The organism is Maribacter hydrothermalis, assembly GCF_001913155.1.
GTDB lineage: Bacteria > Bacteroidota > Bacteroidia > Flavobacteriales > Flavobacteriaceae > Maribacter > Maribacter hydrothermalis.
Map to the genome: position 1 here is coordinate 239,299 of NZ_CP018760.1, position 19,051 is coordinate 258,349.

The 19,051-nt window shown below is 34.2% G+C and carries 16 protein-coding genes; 7 read left to right on the top strand and 9 right to left on the bottom strand.

The features are described from left to right. The first annotated feature begins 48 nt into the window (after positions 1–48). From BTR34_RS01095 to BTR34_RS01120, 6 genes are all read left to right on the top strand, one after another. On the top strand, positions 49–384 hold the full coding sequence (locus BTR34_RS01095) for a PadR family transcriptional regulator (RefSeq protein ID WP_068484071.1): 336 nt from the start codon (positions 49–51) through the stop codon (positions 382–384). A 2-nt stretch (positions 385–386) separates the two neighbouring features. Continuing rightward, a complete protein-coding gene (locus BTR34_RS01100; RefSeq protein ID WP_068484025.1) occupies positions 387–2,180 on the top strand; it encodes a PspC domain-containing protein in 1,794 nt (597 codons plus the stop codon). Positions 2,181–2,277: 97 nt separating this feature from the next. Continuing rightward, the gene (locus tag BTR34_RS01105; protein WP_068484027.1) at positions 2,278–3,000 is read left to right on the top strand and encodes a head GIN domain-containing protein; all 723 of its coding nucleotides are present in this window, start codon (positions 2,278–2,280) and stop codon (positions 2,998–3,000) included. Between the two features lie 88 nt (positions 3,001–3,088). Continuing rightward, on the top strand, positions 3,089–4,102 hold the full coding sequence (locus BTR34_RS01110) for a dipeptide epimerase (protein WP_068484028.1): 1,014 nt from the start codon (positions 3,089–3,091) through the stop codon (positions 4,100–4,102). Further along, positions 4,102–5,136, top strand: coding sequence for an aminotransferase class I/II-fold pyridoxal phosphate-dependent enzyme (locus BTR34_RS01115; RefSeq protein WP_068484030.1), 1,035 nt, complete (start codon positions 4,102–4,104; stop codon positions 5,134–5,136). Before BTR34_RS01110 ends, BTR34_RS01115 begins: the two co-directional genes overlap by 1 nt. A gap of 131 nt (positions 5,137–5,267) precedes the next feature. Beyond that, a complete protein-coding gene (locus tag BTR34_RS01120; protein ID WP_068484032.1) occupies positions 5,268–5,714 on the top strand; it encodes a hypothetical protein in 447 nt (148 codons plus the stop codon). 67 nt (positions 5,715–5,781) lie between these two features. Here BTR34_RS01120 and trxB read toward each other — a convergent pair whose 3' ends face one another. Continuing rightward, a complete protein-coding gene (gene trxB / locus BTR34_RS01125; protein ID WP_068484034.1) occupies positions 5,782–6,753 on the bottom strand; it encodes a thioredoxin-disulfide reductase in 972 nt (323 codons plus the stop codon). 227 nt (positions 6,754–6,980) lie between these two features. Between trxB and BTR34_RS01130 the strand changes: the two genes are divergently transcribed. Beyond that, positions 6,981–7,676, top strand: coding sequence for a LytR/AlgR family response regulator transcription factor (locus BTR34_RS01130; protein ID WP_068484036.1), 696 nt, complete (start codon positions 6,981–6,983; stop codon positions 7,674–7,676). A 5-nt stretch (positions 7,677–7,681) separates the two neighbouring features. On the opposite strand, the gene BTR34_RS01135 is transcribed toward BTR34_RS01130, so the two are convergent. From BTR34_RS01135 to BTR34_RS01170, 8 genes are all read right to left on the bottom strand, one after another. After that, complete coding sequence (locus BTR34_RS01135; RefSeq protein ID WP_068484038.1) at positions 7,682–8,818, bottom strand: formylglycine-generating enzyme family protein; 1,137 nt, start codon at positions 8,816–8,818, stop codon at positions 7,682–7,684. Positions 8,819–8,868: 50 nt separating this feature from the next. Beyond that, complete coding sequence (locus BTR34_RS01140; RefSeq protein WP_068484040.1) at positions 8,869–12,060, bottom strand: glycoside hydrolase family 2 TIM barrel-domain containing protein; 3,192 nt, start codon at positions 12,058–12,060, stop codon at positions 8,869–8,871. 210 nt (positions 12,061–12,270) lie between these two features. Then, a complete protein-coding gene (locus BTR34_RS01145) occupies positions 12,271–13,833 on the bottom strand; it encodes an arylsulfatase (protein ID WP_068484041.1) in 1,563 nt (520 codons plus the stop codon). 33 nt (positions 13,834–13,866) lie between these two features. Continuing rightward, positions 13,867–15,000, bottom strand: a complete 1,134-nt coding sequence (locus tag BTR34_RS01150) for an amidohydrolase (protein ID WP_068484043.1) — start codon at positions 14,998–15,000, stop codon at positions 13,867–13,869. 99 nt (positions 15,001–15,099) lie between these two features. Then, a complete protein-coding gene (locus BTR34_RS01155) occupies positions 15,100–15,951 on the bottom strand; it encodes a toxin-antitoxin system YwqK family antitoxin (RefSeq protein WP_068484045.1) in 852 nt (283 codons plus the stop codon). Between the two features lie 132 nt (positions 15,952–16,083). After that, complete coding sequence (locus BTR34_RS01160; RefSeq protein ID WP_068484047.1) at positions 16,084–16,950, bottom strand: hypothetical protein; 867 nt, start codon at positions 16,948–16,950, stop codon at positions 16,084–16,086. Positions 16,951–17,093: 143 nt separating this feature from the next. Then, positions 17,094–18,293, bottom strand: coding sequence for a hypothetical protein (locus BTR34_RS01165; RefSeq protein WP_068484049.1), 1,200 nt, complete (start codon positions 18,291–18,293; stop codon positions 17,094–17,096). A 237-nt stretch (positions 18,294–18,530) separates the two neighbouring features. Next, positions 18,531–19,043: a DinB family protein gene (locus tag BTR34_RS01170; protein ID WP_068484051.1), complete on the bottom strand. Its 513-nt coding sequence runs from the start codon at positions 19,041–19,043 to the stop codon at positions 18,531–18,533. Positions 19,044–19,051 lie beyond the last annotated feature (8 nt).

Consider the following 19,051-nt stretch of genomic DNA (forward strand, 5'->3'; position numbering starts at 1 on the left):
GAGCAAACTCCTGTAAAAAGGGGACTGCATAAAAAGCAAAAAGACATTATGAATGTAGAAAACACAAAAGCGCAAATGCGAAAAGGGGTTTTAGAGTATTGCATCCTGTCCATCTTAAATGGCCATGATAAATATGCTTCTGAAATCTTAGAAACGCTAAAGGATGCTAAAATGCTTGTAGTAGAAGGAACAATTTATCCGCTACTGACCAGATTAAAGAATGCGGGCCTTCTTAATTATCGTTGGGAAGAATCTACTTCTGGACCACCAAGAAAATATTACACCCTTACCGAGACTGGTAAACTTTTTCTAAAAGAATTAGATACCACTTGGGACGAATTAAGAAAAGCCACCAACCTGGTAACCAACACTAAAAACAGCTAAAAATGAACAAGACAGTAAATATAAATCTAGCAAACATGCTCTTCCATATAGACGAAGAAGCATATAATAAAATGCGTAGGTATTTAGAATCGGTTAAACGTTCTTTTGCCAATACACCAGGTAGTGATGAAATCATTGCTGATATAGAAGCTCGTATAGCCGAACTTTTTCATGATAAATTAGAAAATGAAAGACAGGTTATAACTCAGAAAGAGGTAGATGAGGTTATCGCTATTATGGGACAACCTGAAGATTACATGGTAGATGAGGAAATCTTTGAAGATGAACCAAGAACCAAAACTGCTTCTACCAATAAAGATAGAGTTAAAAAATTGTATAGAGATACAGAGAAAAAATATGTAGCAGGAGTTTCTTCTGGGCTAGCACATTATTTTGGTATTGATCCTTTATGGATCCGTTTAATCTGGATTTTCTTAACCATTTTCACTTGGGGTGGATTTATTTTTATCTATGGGCTGTTATGGATCCTTATACCTGAGGCAAAAACAACCGCTCAAAAATTAGATATGAGTGGCGAAACGGTAAACATCAGTAACATTGAGCGTAAGGTAAAAGAGGGTTTTGATGACGTTGCGGATCGTGTAAAAAGTGTTGACTATGAAAAAGTAGGTAACACCGTCAAAAAAGGAGGTAAAACAATCTTTGACACCTTTGGTGATATTGTAATGTTCCTATTTAAAATATTTGGGAAGTTCATTGGTATTCTATTGGTTATCATTGGTGCAACCACATTAATAGGTTTGTTTGTTGGACTCTTTACAGTTGGTATTTTAGATATTATTCATGTACCTGGTATCGATTTTTACAACGTAGTTAATTCTACCGATTTACCCATTTGGGTTGTATCCTTATTAGCATTTTTTGCTATTGGTATACCGTTTTTCTTCTTAATGTATTTAGGATTAAAAATACTGGTCAACAATTTAAAATCTATTGGAACTATTGCTAAATTCTCTTTATTAGGACTTTGGCTAATCTCCATAATACTGCTAATCGTCTTTGGTATTAGAGAAGCGGCATCACATGCATACACTGGTAGCACATCTGTGGAGGATGAAATTACAAGCGTAATACCGTCAGATACGTTACAAATTAATCTAGTATCGACAGACAAATATGACTATGAAAAAGATATGCATATGGGAGACACCTTTATTTCTTATGATGAAGATGGAAATAAGGTGTTGGTATCAGATGATGTAAGATTTCGTATTCGTAAGTCACAAGATAGTCTTGTTCGTATTCAAGTGAGAAAAGAAGCAGACGGGCCATCTAATAGAGAAGCAAAAGAAATTGCAAACCAAATTGTATATGAATATGAGGTTAATGGAAATACCATTTCTCTAGATGACTACTTAACCACACAAGGTTCTAAATTTAAAGATCAAGAGGTACGTGTAAATATATTCTTGCCCGTAGGTACTATTTTAAAATATGATCAAGCAAATTCTAGAAACTGGATTACTACATTTACAACAGATAGAGATCTAGATTCACTTGAAGGTTATGTTTGGAAGATGGCTGAAAACGGTGAGCTTCAGTGCCTAAACTGCCCAGAATATATTGAAATGGATGACGAAGATGATGATGATTCTAATCGTATTAAAATCAACGGGAATGGTATCGATATCAACATCAATGGTAATGGAGAAAAAGGAAAAATAAAAATCAATGAAAACGGAATTGATATTGATGTTAACGACAACGGAGAATCCTTTAAAATGAAGTTAGATGAGAATGGCGTAAAAATTGACGCTAACGATAGTATCAAATAATTACAGTTCATATACTTAAATCAACAACTCAGTACTATTTAATCGTAGCAGAATTAAAAAACAATCAAATTTACATCAATCTAAAAAACGAACAATCATGACAACACTAGTAAGAATTACAGTAGCACTCGTCTTAGTCCTTTTTCTATCATCTTGCGGCTTTGACATTAACTTTGGAACTGGAGAAAAAGGCAATGGCGTAGTCGTTGAAGAAACTCGAGAAATTACCGAAGACTTTACAACGGTTTCATCCTCAGAAGGAATTGAGGTATTTGTTACCCAAGGGGCCGATTTTGATATCTCTGTAGAAGCAGATGAAAATATAATGGATTTAATAGGAACTGATATTAAAAACGGTAAACTTAAAATTCATAGTATAGAGAATATTGGCAGAGCTACCAAAAAGGTTTATGTAACCATGCCTAAAGTTACAGGCTTACTTGCATCTAGCGGTTCTCACTTATCTACTGAAAATACCATAAAGGCAGATAAATTAGAAGTTGATGCTAGTAGTGGAGCTATTATAAATGTCAATGTAAATGCCACAAATATGGAAATAGACGCTAGTAGTGGTGCAAACATAACTTTAGAAGGAACAGCAAATGAAGTTTATGTTGATGCCAGTAGCGGTGCAAATATTAAGGCTAAAGATTTATCAACTTTAGTTGCAACAGCCGATGCTAGCAGTGGCGCTAATATTAGTATAGATGTTTCCGATAATTTAACTGCTGAAGCTTCTAGTGGTGGCAATATCTCTTATCAAGGAAATCCATCGGTACAGAAAAACAAATCAGTTTCCGGAAGCGTACATAAATATTAATATTCATCAATCAACTTAACTTTAAAACCCACTGAATTATCAGTGGGTTTTCATTTTTTAGTACCACCCTATTCTGTATATTAGTACCATGCAAGTACAGTTAAAAAAATATACGTTACCGTTAAAACACACTTTTAGTATCTCTAGAGAATCGCATGATTTTCAAGACACCCTAATTGCCGCTCTTACGTTAAATGGCCAAACAGGATACGGTGAAGCTACATCTAACCCGTATTACAAAATTACTACCGAGAGTATGGTGGCGGAAATTGGAAATATATCTTCAGAGATTGAAAATTTTGATTTTACCACACCTGAAATTTTTCATGCCTTCTTAGTTGGTAAAGGACTTTCTAATTTCGCGATCTGTGCTTTAGATTTAGCGGCCCATGACCTTTATGGTAAACTTTTAGGAAAACCTTTATATGAAATTTGGGATACAACTACGGAACAATACCCAACTACTAATTACACAATTGGTATTGCATCAATAGAGGTTATGTTGGCAAAAATGCAAGAAATGCCTTGGCCAATTTATAAGATAAAATTAGGAACTAGTGATGATGTTGCTATTGTCAAGGAACTTAGAAAACATACCGATGCTATTTTTAGAATTGATGCCAATTGCGCTTGGACCGCTCAAGAGACCATATATAATGCACCTATTTTAAAAGAACTGGGTGTTGAGTTTCTAGAACAACCCTTAAAAGCAGATGATTGGTCTGGCATGGAAGAGGTTATGCACCATAGCGTTTTACCCGTAATTGCGGACGAAAGTTGTATTGTTGAAAGTGATGTTGAAAAATGCGCATTGCACTTTAGTGGTATTAATATTAAACTTACCAAGTGCGGCGGACTAACTCCTGCTCTACGTATGATTAAAAAGGCCAAGGATTTAGGAATAAAAGTAATGGTAGGTTGTATGACGGAATCAACCGTTGGTATTTCTGCTATTGCACAATTAATTCCACAACTAGATTTTGTGGACATGGATGGCGCTTTACTTCTTAAGAGTGATATCGCTACAGGAGTTCATATTGAACCAAGTGGAAAAGTGATTTTTCCTAAAGGTAATGGTAGTGGTGTTCAACTTTTAGATTAATGTTTAGTATTGATGAATTTCCAGGTAGAACAATTAATGTAGAAGGTAAAAACTATCTATACTTTGGCGGCACTTCTTACTTGGGCCTACAAACTAATACTGAGTTTCAATCGATTTTTATAGCGAACGTAAAAAAATATGGCACAGCTTACAGTGCTTCACGAAAATCCAATATTCAAATTTCAGTTTTCGATGAAATAGAAGCTTACCTATCAAACATCGTAGGTAGCGAGGCTTGTATAACCATGTCATCTGGCTATTTGGCAGGGCAATTGGTTTGTGATTATTTTAGTGATGCGGACTATAAATTATATTACGCTCCCAATACCCATTCTGCAGTTCTTCGAAGAAATCAAAAAGTATATGATAATTGGCAAGAACTCCGTGGTGATATTCTGTTAAATAGAGATAAAATACCTGTCCTTTTTTTAGATAGTATTGATTTTTCCGGCTTTAATTTTCCCAATTATGAACTTTTAAAAACGTTACCGTTAAAAAATATTATTTTGGTGGTAGATGACTCCCATGGCATTGGTATTACCGGAATTAATGGTGGTGGTAGTTTTCAGTTCTTACAATCCTTATATCCGAAAGAACTTATAGTATCATGCTCGCTTGGAAAAGGCTTTGGTATACAGGCAGGTGCCATTTTTAGCACTAATGCCTTTATTAGAAATATAAAAGAAACTCAATTTTTTGGTGGTGCTAGTCCGGCAATGCCTGCAGCAATTGCGACAATAAAACAAGGTCAACAGATTATTCAAGAAAAAAGAAAGATTTTAGCAGAGAACACTTCTTTATTTTTGAAAAATTTACCCAACTCTTCTATTCTTCAAAGTAGTAAAGGTCACCCAACATTTAGTTTTAAAAACGAATTGCTTGTCAGTCAACTTTTAGATAATGGCATTATAGTAACCAATTTTAGATACCCTACAGAGAATGATGCATTAATGAGCAGAATAGTTTTAAGTGCCGCACATACTGAAAATGACATTTTACATCTCTGCAATACCATAAAAGCATTTCCTATTTAATAACACGCAATAATTTTATGTAAATAGTATAATATCAGCAATATATTAAGTAATTTTTTAACATATCCTAAATTTATTTCGTATCTTTTTAGTACATATTAAACTCATTTACTAACTAAAACTTTACGACTATGAAAAAAATTATAGGATTGGTTTTATTAATGCTACTCTTTATTTCCGCAGCTTCTACGAATGCCATCAATACGAATTATATGCATAGTATAGAAGGTACTTGGGAATTAGAAAGCTTTTACAATTATGATGGTCAACAAGTTATCGACACCGTTCCTACTGCTGATGGTTATAGACAAGTTAAAATGTACTATAATGGAAAAATTATGTGGAGCAGATATGTACCCGTAGATAAAATTGGAAGATTTGGATATGGTACGTATGTCATTACTGATGATAGACTAATGGAAACATTGGAATATGGCGATAATGAAATGATTATGGCAATGGACACTATGCGTGTTTTCACTTTTGAATTACAACTAAGTGATGACAAATTCAGTCAAATTAGTTTAGATGAAGAAGGCAACAGAACTTTTTCAGAAAATTATATTCGGATAGATTAGTGTTATTGAAAATATAAAAACGCCGCATCTAAAGAAGCGGCGTTTTTATATTTATACTACAGCCAATTTAATTTGCCTCTACTTCTTCCTTAGATTCAACCGCAGCTAAATATCGTTCTGCATCCAAAGCCGCCATACAACCTGTACCTGCAGCTGTAATTGCCTGTCTATATTCTTTATCTTGAGCGTCACCACTTGCAAAAACACCTGGCAAATTAGTTTTGGTAGATTTACCTTTTGTAATTAGGTAGCCCGTTTCATCCATATCTAATTGGCCTTTAAATATATCGGTATTCGGTTTGTGCCCTATTGCTATAAATATACCTGTGATAGCAATTTCTTCTTTTTCTCCAGTTTGGTTATTTACCATACGTAAACCTTCAACAACCTGATCACCTAAAACCTCGTCTACTTCGGTATTATAGCGTACTTCAATATTCTTTAAACTATTAACCCTATGCTGCATAGCTTTTGACGCTCTCATTTCGTCTCTACGTACCAACATGGTTACTTTATTACAAATATTGGCAAGGTAAGAAGCTTCTTCTGCCGCTGTGTCCCCAGCACCAACAATAGCAACATCTTGGCCTTTATAGAAAAACCCATCGCATACAGCACATGCAGATACTCCTCCGCCTCGTAAACGCTGCTCACTTGGTATATTTAAATACTTAGCTGTTGCACCGGTAGATATAATAATGGTTTCGGCCTCTATGTGCTTTTCACCATCAGCCACTACTTTGTGGATACCTCCCACCTCTTTTGATAATTCTACAGAAGTAATCATACCTATTCTTACTTCGGTACCAAAACGCTCAGCTTGTTGTTGTAATTGCACCATCATTGTTGGCCCATCTATTCCTTCCGGATACCCAGGGAAATTATCTACTTCAGTAGTAGTTGTCAATTGACCTCCTGGCTCCATTCCTGTATACATAACAGGTTTTAAATCGGCACGAGCAGCATATATTGCTGCAGTATAGCCTGCAGGACCAGATCCTATTATTAATGTTTTAACACGTTCTATTTTCTCAGACATCATATCAAGTAGTTCAGTTCTTATTCTCTATAACAAATGTAGGTTTTTGATTAAAAAACTTATAATTAAGTTATAAAAAGTTTTAATGCGGTTATCAATTATGAATATAACTATTATGTATTTTTATATTGTTATTTCGGCATTAAGAAACTCTTAAAGTTCTGTGAAGAAATGAACCTCTCCCCCTTTTACACCGTAAGTACTATACAACCTTTATGCCCTATTAAATGAAAATTTTAAAATGTGCCATTGTAGACGATTCATTAACACAGCAAAAACTATTAGAGCGTATTATTGATAGTTACGAAAATTTAAGCTTAGTATATTCATTTAATAGCAGTGTTGAAGGATTAAAAGTAATAAATACATCAAAAATCGATTTGTTATTTCTAGATATAGAAATGCCTATAATGAACGGATTTGAATTTTTATCCCAATTAAAAATTCAACCTCAGGTTATTATTATCAGTAAAAGTCAGCATTATGCCTTAGAAGCTTTTGAATTTAATGTTACCGATTTTCTTTTAAAACCCATAACCAAACAACGGTTTACTATTGCCGTACAAAAGGCTATAGATAAAATAATGCTTCATAAAATAAAATTACCCGAAAATAAATTAATGGTTAAGCATAACCTTAAGCAAGTAGAACTTAATATCAACGAAATCTTTTGGATAGAAGCATTAGGAGATTACATAAAAATAAAGACCAAAGAAAAAAATTATGTAATACTTTCTACTTTGAGCGGTTTTCATAAAAAGTTGAAAGATTCTAAGTTTGTTAGAGTACACAAATCTTATATCATCAATTTAAAAATGATTGATCGCTATAATCATGAATTCGCTGAAATAACAGGTAAAAAAATTCCGATAAGTCGTACTAAAAATCTTGAACTAGATAAGCTCTTAAATTTCCTTGATTAAACAAGTTACTCCTTACTAAGCATATCTACCGTTGCTACCGTTCTAAAACCTGTATGTTCTAAGGAAGAATCCATACTAGAGCCCATTCTTGCAGATACTCTATAACTAGCGCAATAGGATGCGCTACACAAAAAAGAACCGCCTTTAATTATTCTTTCTTTAGCCAACTGATTATTAGGTGTAAACGGACTCTCTGCCCCTGTAGGGTTTACAGATACTGAATTTTTAGCTTTAGTTTCTTTGTAATAATTGGTATTGTACCAATCACTGGTCCATTCCCAAACATTACCTGCCATATCATACAAACCATACGCGTTTGGTGGGTATGATTTTACAGGAGCACGAAGTTCAAAACCATCGGCCATTGTATTCTCTACCGGAAACTCACCTTCCCAGGTATTTGCTTTTTCTTTTAAAACGGATGCATCGTCTCCCCAATTATAAATTGTACCATAAGAACCTGCTCTTGAAGCCAACTCCCATTCCGCCTCTGTTGGCAAGCGTCTATTTGCCCATTCGCAATATGCTAAGGCATCTTCGTAAGACACTTGAACTACAGGGTAGTTATCCTTGCCGCTAATGCTACTTTTTGGTCCGTTTGGGTGTTTCCAGTTGGCTCCAATAGTCCAGTTCCACCACTGTGAGAAATCATATAAATTAGAAACCGAAGATTTTGATTTTTTAAAGGTCAAAGAACCAGGTTGCAAAATAGAATCGTGTGGTTTTTCCGTACCAACAGGAACTTGCTTTTTTAACTCTTCCCAATCTATCCCTTTTTCGGCAACGGTTATATAACCCGTTGCTTTTACAAAGGCCGCAAACTGCGCATTGGTAACTTCGGTGGCGTCCATAAAAAATCCGTCGACCATAACATCTATTGCTGGTTTTTCATGATTCATGGCGGTTTTATCATTACTTACTGCTCCTTGCTTAAATGAAGCTCCGGATACCCAAACCATTCCATCAGGAGCGGCTACATCTTTTGGTTGTTCAATTAAAACATTGTGCTTAACTACCTTTGCGTTCTCTTTAGCGTTCTCAGCTAGTTTTTCTTGAACCTTATTTTCCTTGGGCTCTGACTTACAGTTTACCAATCCTATTAAAAGTAAACCCAACCCTAAAAAACGTACAATTTTATTCATAGTATAAATATACTTTCACAGTCTTTAATTCTATCCTAAATACCAAGATTTTAACGAATTGGACTAATTACATATTCAAAAGAAAGGTTTTTTGGTTGAATCTGATATTTTTCTAATGGAAGTAATCCCCAGCTATTATCACCACCAACACCCATTTGACTATGATCTATATTGATGTTTATTAAATCTCTTGTAGGAATATCAAATGTATGCCGTTGTCTTTTTTGCATGCCTTCATCAAAATCTGAATTTAGTTGATGGTGAGCACTGAAGGAAAACAATTCTGGAGCAGTAATTTTTATACCTTTTCCGTTCTTATTTTTAAATGATAAAGTTCTTATATCGGTTCTGTTTCCATTCTCTTGCGGGCGAATATATTCAAAATATAAATCTGATACATTAGCATTATAAACACCAACTAAAGCAGATGTTTTACGGTCTTGATAGTTTTCATGCGCTCCCCTACCATACCATTCAACTTCATCATAACTAATATCAATTATAAGATTATTTCCAAATCTTGGTAAAATTGGCAAGTCACTTTCAATTCCATTTAACTGGGTGCTTACCATTATTTCTCCATTAATATTAATAGAATAGGTAACACGCACTTGGCCATTAACCGATGGTAAATTATAATTAGCACTTAACTGTAAGTCATTTCTAAATTTAAACGGATTAGCCGTTAGTTTTACCGCATCGATAATCTTCTCACCTTCATTAGAATTAACTTCCATGTTTATTAGATTTTGAGTTTCCGTAGCATCTTTCCATTTTTTTAAACGCTTAGGCATGTTGTAGCCATAATCATTATCAATTGGAGCACGCCAGAAATTTACGGTTGGTCCTTGCTGTAATAAATTTCCTTGTCCGTAATCGATAGACGATAATGTACCGTCTTTACTATTAAAACCGATTTCAAAGCCGTCACCTTTTACCGAAATAATATCGGCAATTTTGGTCACCTTCAAACCTTCAATATTCTCATCAAAAACTGATGGTTTAAAATCCGTTAATTGAAACTGCTCATACGCCAACAAATAATGTTCTGGAATTAATGCACTTTCATATTTGGTGGTCATGTATACATTTAAATGATACTCAGATGCGGTATTTATTAATTCTGGCAAATCTATTTGTACTTCTTTTGTTTCGTATGGAGCAATATCGACATCAGCGATATTTCCCTTGCCCACTTCTACCCCATTTTCCAATAATTTCCATGAAAAACTGTATTCCGACAGATTCGTAAAATCATACATATTTTTTAGACTGATTTTTCCCGATTTCGGATTTTCGGCTTTAAACTTCACATATTGATATACTTTTTTTACTTCATATAAAGATGGATGTGCAGAACGATCCGGATTCACTAATCCGTTCAAACAAAAATTATTGTCATTCTGTAATTCTGCTCCGCCCAAATCCCCGCCGAATGCATAAAATTCTACACCTTCTTCATTAGTTGCTTTTAAACCTTGGTCTACCCAATCCCAAATAAATCCGCCTTGTAGTACATCATATTTTTCAATAACATCCCAATAATCCTGAAGGTTACCTACGCTATTTCCCATTGCGTGCGCATATTCGCATTGAATTAATGGCCTTTTAGGGTTATTTTCAGCATATGCAATTGTCTGGTCTATTCTTGCATACATAGGTGCCTGTATATCGGTATTCGAGAAATTAGTTGCTCCTTCATATTGTACAGGTCTAGTAGTATCATGTGCCTTTAACCAATCGTAAGTATCAAAAAGGTTTTGACCGTTACCAGCTTCATTTCCTAAAGACCATGTTACAATGGACGTGTAATTTTTATCGCGCTCAAACATTCTAATCGTTCTGTCTAAATGCATTTCTTTCCATTCTGGGCGATATGCTGGGTGAATAGCAATTGCCGCTTCATCACCATCTAATCCTTGGTTGGTTGCTCCCATTCCATGAATTTCAATGTTTGCTTCATCTACTACATAAAACCCGTATTTATCTGCCATTCTATAGAAAAACTCATTTTTTGGATAATGACTACAACGAATGGAATTGATATTATTGCGTTTCATCACCTCCATATCTTTCAATGTGACTTCTTCACTAATAACGTGACCAGTTACTTCATCATGGTCATGCAAATTCACTCCTTTTATCAATACAGGCATTCCGTTTACTAAAAACTGATTGTTTTTAATTTCAATTTTTCTGAATCCTATTTTTGAACTTATGGCTTCAGTTACATTGCCTTTATTATCTTTTAATGTAAAAAGCATGGTGTACAGGTTCGGTTTTTCAGCGTTCCATGTTTTTATATTCGGAATTTCTTGAGCAAATTTTACAGAAGTTAAGCCCTCAACAATATCTATTTTCTGGTTTACTTTAAATATTTCTTTAGCACCATCTAATAAAGAAACTTCTACTTGGGCACCTTTTTCCTTCTTCCCTGTATTTGCCAACTTTAAATTTAGACTGAATTGGCCATTGGTATAGGTTTCATCTAAATCTGCCACCACCGTGTAATCTTTTATGGTCGCTTTATTTGTCGCATATACATACACATCTCTGTCTATCCCACTTAAACGCCAAAAATCTTGATCTTCCAAATAACTAGCGTCAGACCAACGTAATACTTGAACCGATAAATCATTTTTACCCACTTTTAGATATTTAGAAATATTGAATTCTGCTGGAGTTTTACTGCCTTCGCTATAGCCTACCATTTGTCCGTTTAGATACACATACATGGCACCGCTTACGGCTCCAAAATGCAAATAAACCTCTTTGCCTTCCCAGTTTATTGGAGTTTCAAAATTACGTTTGTAGCTCCCAACGGAGTTGATATCATGAGGAATAAATGGTGGATTTTTAGGAAACGGATACACGACATTCGTATATATAGGAATACCATACCCTTTTAGTTCCCAATTAGATGGAACTGTAATTTTGTCCCAACCCGATGTATCAAAATCCGAATTAAAAAATGTTATTGGTCTTTCTGGCACACTTGCGGCATACTTAAAATCCCATTCTCCATTTAACGACTGATAGAATGAAGAATTCTCCCAACTATCATTCTTTAAAGCTAATTCAATATTTTGATACCGATATAGCGATGCTGTGGGATCTTCCCGATTTATTTGAAATATTTCTGGGTTTTCCCACTCCGGATTTTCCCATTTTGGAGCTTGTGCAGTTACAAATGCCGTCAATAAAAAGATGCCGAAAACGCAAATTTCAATACTGTTTTTCATGTTCTGGTGGTTCAATTATGCTGGTTTCAATATCTGCTATTTCATTACATTTAAAATGACTTAACATCTATGTCCTATTCTAAATTTGGAATTTACATTTTTTATGCAATCTGCCAATCCATCCGAGCAAAATACAACTTAACTTACAATTGTGGAAAGGAAAATACGAGGTTAGTGTCTTAAGTTTATGTAATTTCTAACCACACATTTCTACTCACTTAATAATCCGCCTTCTAATAATGGAATTTGAAAACGCTCAGTCTCTGGTTTCGTGTGTTCCCTTTTAAATATTGCTTCCGCCTTCTCTAAAATCTCTGGATGATTTGTAGCTATATTATTCTTCTCGGTAGGATCGTCTTTTAAATTGTAGAGTTCCAATGTTGGTTGCTCGTCATCTTTTAGATGTTGACGAACTACTTTCCAATCGCCTATTCTAATAGCAATTTGTCCACCATATTCTGGGAATTCCCAATACATGAACTCATGCTCAGTCTGATCATCTTCACCCAATAATGTAGGTAAAAAACTAATTCCGTCCGTGTCAGCTGGTTTTTCAATTTCAAGAATGTCAGTAAAGGTTGCCAACATATCGTAATGTGCAGAAGCATGTTCGCTTGTTGTACCCGACTTTATTTTGCCTGGCCAGGTAAAGAATGTCGGCACTCTAATTCCCCCTTCATATACAAACCCTTTTCCTTTGCCATAAACTCCGTCAAATGGTTTTGCGCTTTCAAAAAAAGTAGGGTCGGCACCACCTGCATAACTTGGCCCGTTATCCGAAGTAAATACAATCAGTGTATTCTCATAAATTCCTTCGTCCTTTAACTGCTTTACCAATTTCCCTACATTCTCATCAAAATAAGAAACCATAGCGGCATAGGCCGCATGGGGAGTCTGATGTGAAAAATAACCATTTCCGTTACCTGATAAATACGGTTCTTCTGGTCCAAATTTTTCTACATAATAATCTACCCAACGCTGCGGAGCTTGTAACGCCACATGCGGAATAGGAGTTGCCCAATACAGAAAAAACGGATTATCCTTATTCTCTTTAACAAAACCTGTTAGCTCTTTAAACATTAAGTCTGGAGCATAATCCGTTAGCGTGTAGTCTTTATAACTTTCAGGATTCTTTGGGTCTAACCCCTTTGGGAACGGTGAACTTGGTGCTACGGTATCATTCGCTAAATGCACACGGTTCTTGTTCTTATACAAATGCAGCGGATAATACGTGTGCGCTTGTCGTTGACAATTGAAGCCGTAGAAAAAATCGAATCCCATTTCATTGGGTATGGAGTGTGTATGCGGAGCCCCTAATCCCCATTTACCAACCAAACCAGTTTTATACCCTTCATCTTTTAAGTAGTTGGCAATGGTCTTAGTACCTTTCGGTACTGGTCGCTGCCCTTCTAAAGTAGAATCTTTTGACATGGCTTCATAGTTCCAAACATCGCCACGGTCGTTCCACTCATCATTTCCACGAATAAATGAATTGCCTGCATGCTTACCAGTTAAAAACATATATCTGGCAGGTGCGCAAACGGGAGCACTGGAATAATGCTGCGTAAAAATCATGCCTTCTTTTGCTAGGGCATCTATATTTGGAGTTTCAATTTTCTTTTGACCATAAGCGCCAATTTCAGCATATCCTAAATCATCTGCAAGAATATAAATGATGTTCGGTTTTTGGGTTATTTGCTCTTCAATTTTCTTTTCATCTTGACAGGAAAAGAGCTGAATAGCAAAGAATAGTACTAGAAATAGATTTTTCATTTTGGTAGAATTGGTTGTTGGTCTTAAAGATACCTATTTTCCCAAAATCTCAGTAATTAAACCTTTAAACATCAAAAGGCCTGTAGCTATAATTTCATCTGGAAAATCATAGTCGGCATGATGCAAGGCAGGCTGATGTTTCCCAGCTCCTAAACCGAAAATAGCACTTTTATATTTTAATGAAAACCAACCAAAATCTTCTCCAAATTTTAAGGAACATGGGTGCTCAACTAATTCAAAATTATTTTCATTGGCAACTTTCTCAATCATTCCCACACACTCGGTATTATTATTAGAAGCCGGAAAAAACTCGAACCAATCTATTTCTGCTTTTATTGTATGGGTATTAGATATTTCACTTACGGCTTGTTTTATTTTATTTTCCAAAACACTCATAACTTCACCGCTCCATGTGCGTATAGTATAATGTAGTTCTGCATTTTCAGGGGAAATTCCGTAATTTTTTTCTCCTAAATCAATACAAATTGGAGTCAACAGCGCAAAGTTTTCACTATTAGCATTCGGATTCGCAAACGTATGTATAACTTGAATTAATTGTGATATTGCCATTGCCGGATTCACTCCGTTTTCTGGTTCAGAAGCATGCGATTTCTTTCCTGTTAATTGAATTCTGAAGCTTTGTACCGTAGCTGTAAAGAAACTTGATTTTACAATTATAGAATGTATTTTTTCTCCGGGAAGGTTATGAAGCGCAAAAACATAATCGGGATTAAGGTTTAAAAATCTATCATCTTCTAAAACTTTAGTCGCACCTTTTCCTGTTTCTTCTGCAGGTTGAAAAAGTAAGACCACGTTTCCTTTATCAAATTCAGTCGCGGACAACCATTCCGCTAAACCAGCTACGATAGCCATATGACCGTCATGACCACATTTATGAGATACTCCACTGTTTTTGGACTGGTGTGCAAACGTATTTTCCTCAACGATGGGTAAGGCATCTAATTCGCAACGAATTACAACAGTTGGTCCAACATTCTCAAATTCATAAACAACCGCAACCCCTGCCCCACCAATGGAATCGATAATTTTAGTTGGTTTAAATTCTTTTACAAATTCAATTATTTGTTTTGCAGTTGCATATTCTTCGCCTGAAAGCTCTGGATATTTATGGAGTCGTTTTCGTAATTGAACCAAGGTTTTATTCATAGCAATACATATAGCTTTATACTATTTAAACTAGAAATTCAGAATTAATTTTCCTAGACTTTTATTGATCTAACAGAACTCTTGGAGAAGTTTTTTATATTAAGAAATTCGTTCTCCATGAGCGTATTTCTGAATACTTTCAAGTTTTCCTTGTTCGTCATAAAGAAATCTTTCGCCATCCAATTCGCCATTTTCATAGTATTCTTTAATAGCCAAGCTACCGTTTAAATTCCACCAAATTCTTTTCCCGTCTTCTATTCCATTCTTATAAACCCCTTCGCGCATTTTTGTGTTGTTAGGAAAGTAGACCGTTTCCTTACCGTTTGGTATATCATTTTTGTATTCCGTTTCGCTGTATATTCCACCGTCAATTATGTTTCCTTTATAATCCCATAATTCATATACCAACCCTTCTATTTTTCCTTTTTGATAATACCTTTTTCTTTTTAAATAACCGCTTTCTAGATATTTTAGACTTTCACCAGAAGGAACCCCTTTTACAAAAACTTCTTCAAGTTTTACTTGCCCATTTATGTACCACTCCATTTGTTTTCCTTCTAATTTTCCTTTTATATAATGCCTTTCTTTCTCTTGTTGTCCATTACCAAAATAAGAAACTACCTTCCCATGCATTTGGTCATTTAACCAATTCGTTTCGGTCTTTGAACCATCTTCATAATAGCCTCTTTGTAAACCATTTAGTTTACCATTCTTATAATTTTCAATTAGGTAAATTTTACTTTTATTCTCAGGAAAATGAGTAAAAGGTTCGTTCATTCTACCAATAGTTAATCCATGTAGCTTACCATTTTTATAATTTTCCTCTACCGTGTAGTTTTCAAAAATCTGTATTCGTTTTTCAATACCACTCTGTTCGTAAATTTTTTCTTCAGAAGTTTCTTTTATAAGTTTCCAGTCTTCAATATCTATATTTTCTAGATTACTACTCATAATTTGTTTTTGGGTAATGTTTTAAAACTTTATTGCTAAAGAATTATTGCGGGTTTACGCGTTTGACGTTGTCAGTGAAATTAACAGACATTATTAATTCTCTAACCCTTTGTCATGTACAGGTAAATTTATTCATTCATCTTTTTCTATTTCTTTTTCCATTTTATACCACCAATATTCATTACTTATGCTTCCCCTTAAATCTTCAAAAAGAGGCTTAAAACTCTTAAAGTCATATTTCTTATTTGGCTGTCTATCATCATAATAACAATACGCAGGCTTATGGATGTCGGAAACTAAGCCGTGCATTGAATTATTTATTATAAAGTTGTTATAAACTAAGGTTGGCCTATCAAATTCTTCTATTTTTTTTAATCTTTGTAAATCATATTCAAAAACAGAATAATCATCTGCCCAATAAAATTGATTTATCCGCTTTAGACTGGGGTGAATATCCTTTTTCAGTAAACCCTTCCAATACACTTTATCTTTTGATACCGCTATGTTAGAATTCCATAGTTTATTTTTTAACGGAACGTTTCTTTCAGGATATAATTTATTCCAATCATCTCTATATGTTTCGTCAAAAAATAATTCCAAGTAATCTTCTTTTATTTTTTTAGCACCTGGACCATAATAAAAATGATTTTTATCCTTTGCATAAAACCTTCCAATGGGTTCAAACGAATAAAAATCTACTTGTGCTTTTACTTCTGTAAAAAAAAGTTTTACAGAATTACTTTTCTCAATTAATGAAAACCCATATAGGGTATTATTATTTCTAATGAATGTAGGAGATAACCACTCACAATCATCTTCATTAAAAAATATTGGGTCTCCCTTTTGGTTATTTATAAACCTATTAACTTTCGCCTTAGTTTTAAAATCTACATAATAGTTTTCAACTAAACGATTGTCTTTTATAGTAATGGTAGGTATTATTTGAGTCTCCCTACAACTAGGTGTGTTCTTATGTAATAGATATGAAGATATTTTCACTTTAGATAGTGTTCGTTAAGTTTTTATATTAGAACATTGATATAGCCACAAGTATCTATAAGCACCTTTCATAGACCGTACTAAATTAAAATAAAAACGATGGACTTATAAGTGTATATTAAAGACATTGATAGTATTTAAGATTACCGATTGTAAGGATATTCATTTACCCAATTAAAACCTCTAGAAGTAAGTCTAAAATCCTTTTTATCCAATCGTTTTGTTTCGCAAAATATAGTGTCTTTTCGAAATACACCACTTAAGTTTAAAGTAGAATCGGTTCTTTTATACTTGAGAATATATACAGCAGTAGTGTCGTTATATTCCGTTAATTTAATTTGTTTTTTTAAAGTATCTACTTCGGTTCGTAATCCATATCTTCCTTTTGCCATCGTTGAAAATTGGGTAGTGTTCGGGTATTCAAAAAATACATGACGCCATCTTTTCTCATTATTTAATATGGGCGGAACAGTGTCTCGATTACGTTTAAAAAGGTTTACTTCATATAAGCCATAAAGCTCGGGCTTATCTATGTTTTTACTATAAATTCCTGTTGTGTAACTTATAGAGTTAAAAAGTATTAAAATTACAATTGCCCATTTTAAAATAGTTGCTCGTATAGCCCATTTCCTAGATTTAAAATAATTTTCAAATTCTATTTTCTTAGTGGCTTTATTAAAAACAATTACATTCCACAACCGCTTTATATCTGGTACTATTATTATAATTGCCATTAAAAGTAACTGTGAGGAAAATAGTTTAACCGGTACATCATAAAAGAAATTTATAGCTACAATGTTTGCCGTTACAGGTAATAAAATAAGACTGCCCAATAAGGTGGTTCTTCTATGAAAAAGCAGTATTCCTCCAATAAATTCAGCCAAACCCATAAATAAATTGTACCCTTTAGAGTATCCCAAAAATGTCCAAGCCAAGCCCATAGGCGATGAATCTCCATAGGGTTGAAGCATTCTCCAAAAAGCAATTTCCCCAAATTGTAAAGGCATTATCTTAAAAAGACCATAGTATATCATAGTCGAACCTAAAGAGTACCTTACAAGTACTAAAAACCAGTAATTTAATTTTGCATAGCCATTTGCATTCTTTAAAAGAAACGACCACAAAATAGCTCCTAATAAAGCTATAGAGAGAATGAATAAAAGCAAAACATAATCATAGGTTTTATCACCACTTCCGTTTTCAAAAACAGTTATAGGTTCTTCTAATTTTAATATGTGCTCCCCAATCCAAGGAACTATATACTGATAAATATTTGGAACAAGCTTTTCAAAAAAATCAAACTTTGGAAATACATCAAGCGGAAAAGGAAATATTAGAAGCATAAAAAACAGCACTAAAAATCTAAATAAGAGTTTATTGTTCGTAATCATTTCTTGTACTATTTCTAAAAGCCTAAACCACTAATATAAAACAAAAAAAACCATCACTTTACAGTAATGGTTTGGATATAAAAAAGTCTAAATCTATACTACTAAGTTTCCTTATTACAATTAGCTGAGAGCTGTATTAGAACTTCTTATATGAGGTTGTGCTTTACGTTTTGGATTTGCTATTACTAGTTAATTCCACCAACCATTTCGTTTTCTAATATAAACAATTTGTCCCGTATGATATGCGGTATGTGATGCCATATTCAATATCTCCATACTCCACGTTGTAATTTGTTCGTCCGTTGCTTTTTCCGTCAGTATTTCCCATTGTATTTGAATACTGTCCAATCGTTGTTTTGCAATTTCCCAATCAACAGTATTATTTTTCTTAAAGGTTTCTTTGTTTTCACCATTAAATTCCGACACTTCTTCTCCTTTAAATGATTTTAGATTCATTTCGTTCCAAAATATCAAATGAGAAACTAATTCACCTATCGAATGATTTTCCGTGCTGTCCTTCCAATTAGACTGCTCCACGGTAAGACCTTCAATTGCTTTTTTTGTTGGAACAAACCACTCTTGATTCGTATGTGTGTTTTTTAATTGTTCCACCGGTATTGATTTTACCTTAGGCATATTTTTAGTATCCGAACAACTTAATATTGATAATCCTATACCGACTAAAATTAATATTTGTTTCATAAATAGCG

Excerpts from the sequence above, each read along its gene's own strand:
- BTR34_RS01095 (WP_068484071.1), top strand. The coding sequence starts at position 49 with ATGAATGTAGAAAACACAAAAGCGCAAATGCGAAAAGGGGTTTTAGAG.
- BTR34_RS01100 (WP_068484025.1), top strand. The coding sequence starts at position 387 with ATGAACAAGACAGTAAATATAAATCTAGCAAACATGCTCTTCCATATA.
- BTR34_RS01105 (WP_068484027.1), top strand. The coding sequence starts at position 2,278 with ATGACAACACTAGTAAGAATTACAGTAGCACTCGTCTTAGTCCTTTTT.
- BTR34_RS01110 (WP_068484028.1), top strand. The coding sequence starts at position 3,089 with ATGCAAGTACAGTTAAAAAAATATACGTTACCGTTAAAACACACTTTT.
- BTR34_RS01115 (WP_068484030.1), top strand. The coding sequence starts at position 4,102 with ATGTTTAGTATTGATGAATTTCCAGGTAGAACAATTAATGTAGAAGGT.
- BTR34_RS01120 (WP_068484032.1), top strand. The coding sequence starts at position 5,268 with ATGAAAAAAATTATAGGATTGGTTTTATTAATGCTACTCTTTATTTCC.
- trxB (WP_068484034.1), bottom strand. The coding sequence starts at position 6,753 with ATGTCTGAGAAAATAGAACGTGTTAAAACATTAATAATAGGATCTGGT.
- BTR34_RS01130 (WP_068484036.1), top strand. The coding sequence starts at position 6,981 with ATGAAAATTTTAAAATGTGCCATTGTAGACGATTCATTAACACAGCAA.
- BTR34_RS01135 (WP_068484038.1), bottom strand. The coding sequence starts at position 8,818 with ATGAATAAAATTGTACGTTTTTTAGGGTTGGGTTTACTTTTAATAGGA.
- BTR34_RS01140 (WP_068484040.1), bottom strand. The coding sequence starts at position 12,060 with ATGAAAAACAGTATTGAAATTTGCGTTTTCGGCATCTTTTTATTGACG.
- BTR34_RS01145 (WP_068484041.1), bottom strand. The coding sequence starts at position 13,833 with ATGAAAAATCTATTTCTAGTACTATTCTTTGCTATTCAGCTCTTTTCC.
- BTR34_RS01150 (WP_068484043.1), bottom strand. The coding sequence starts at position 15,000 with ATGAATAAAACCTTGGTTCAATTACGAAAACGACTCCATAAATATCCA.
- BTR34_RS01155 (WP_068484045.1), bottom strand. The coding sequence starts at position 15,951 with ATGAGTAGTAATCTAGAAAATATAGATATTGAAGACTGGAAACTTATA.
- BTR34_RS01165 (WP_068484049.1), bottom strand. The coding sequence starts at position 18,293 with ATGCTTCTAATATTTCCTTTTCCGCTTGATGTATTTCCAAAGTTTGAT.
- BTR34_RS01170 (WP_068484051.1), bottom strand. The coding sequence starts at position 19,043 with ATGAAACAAATATTAATTTTAGTCGGTATAGGATTATCAATATTAAGT.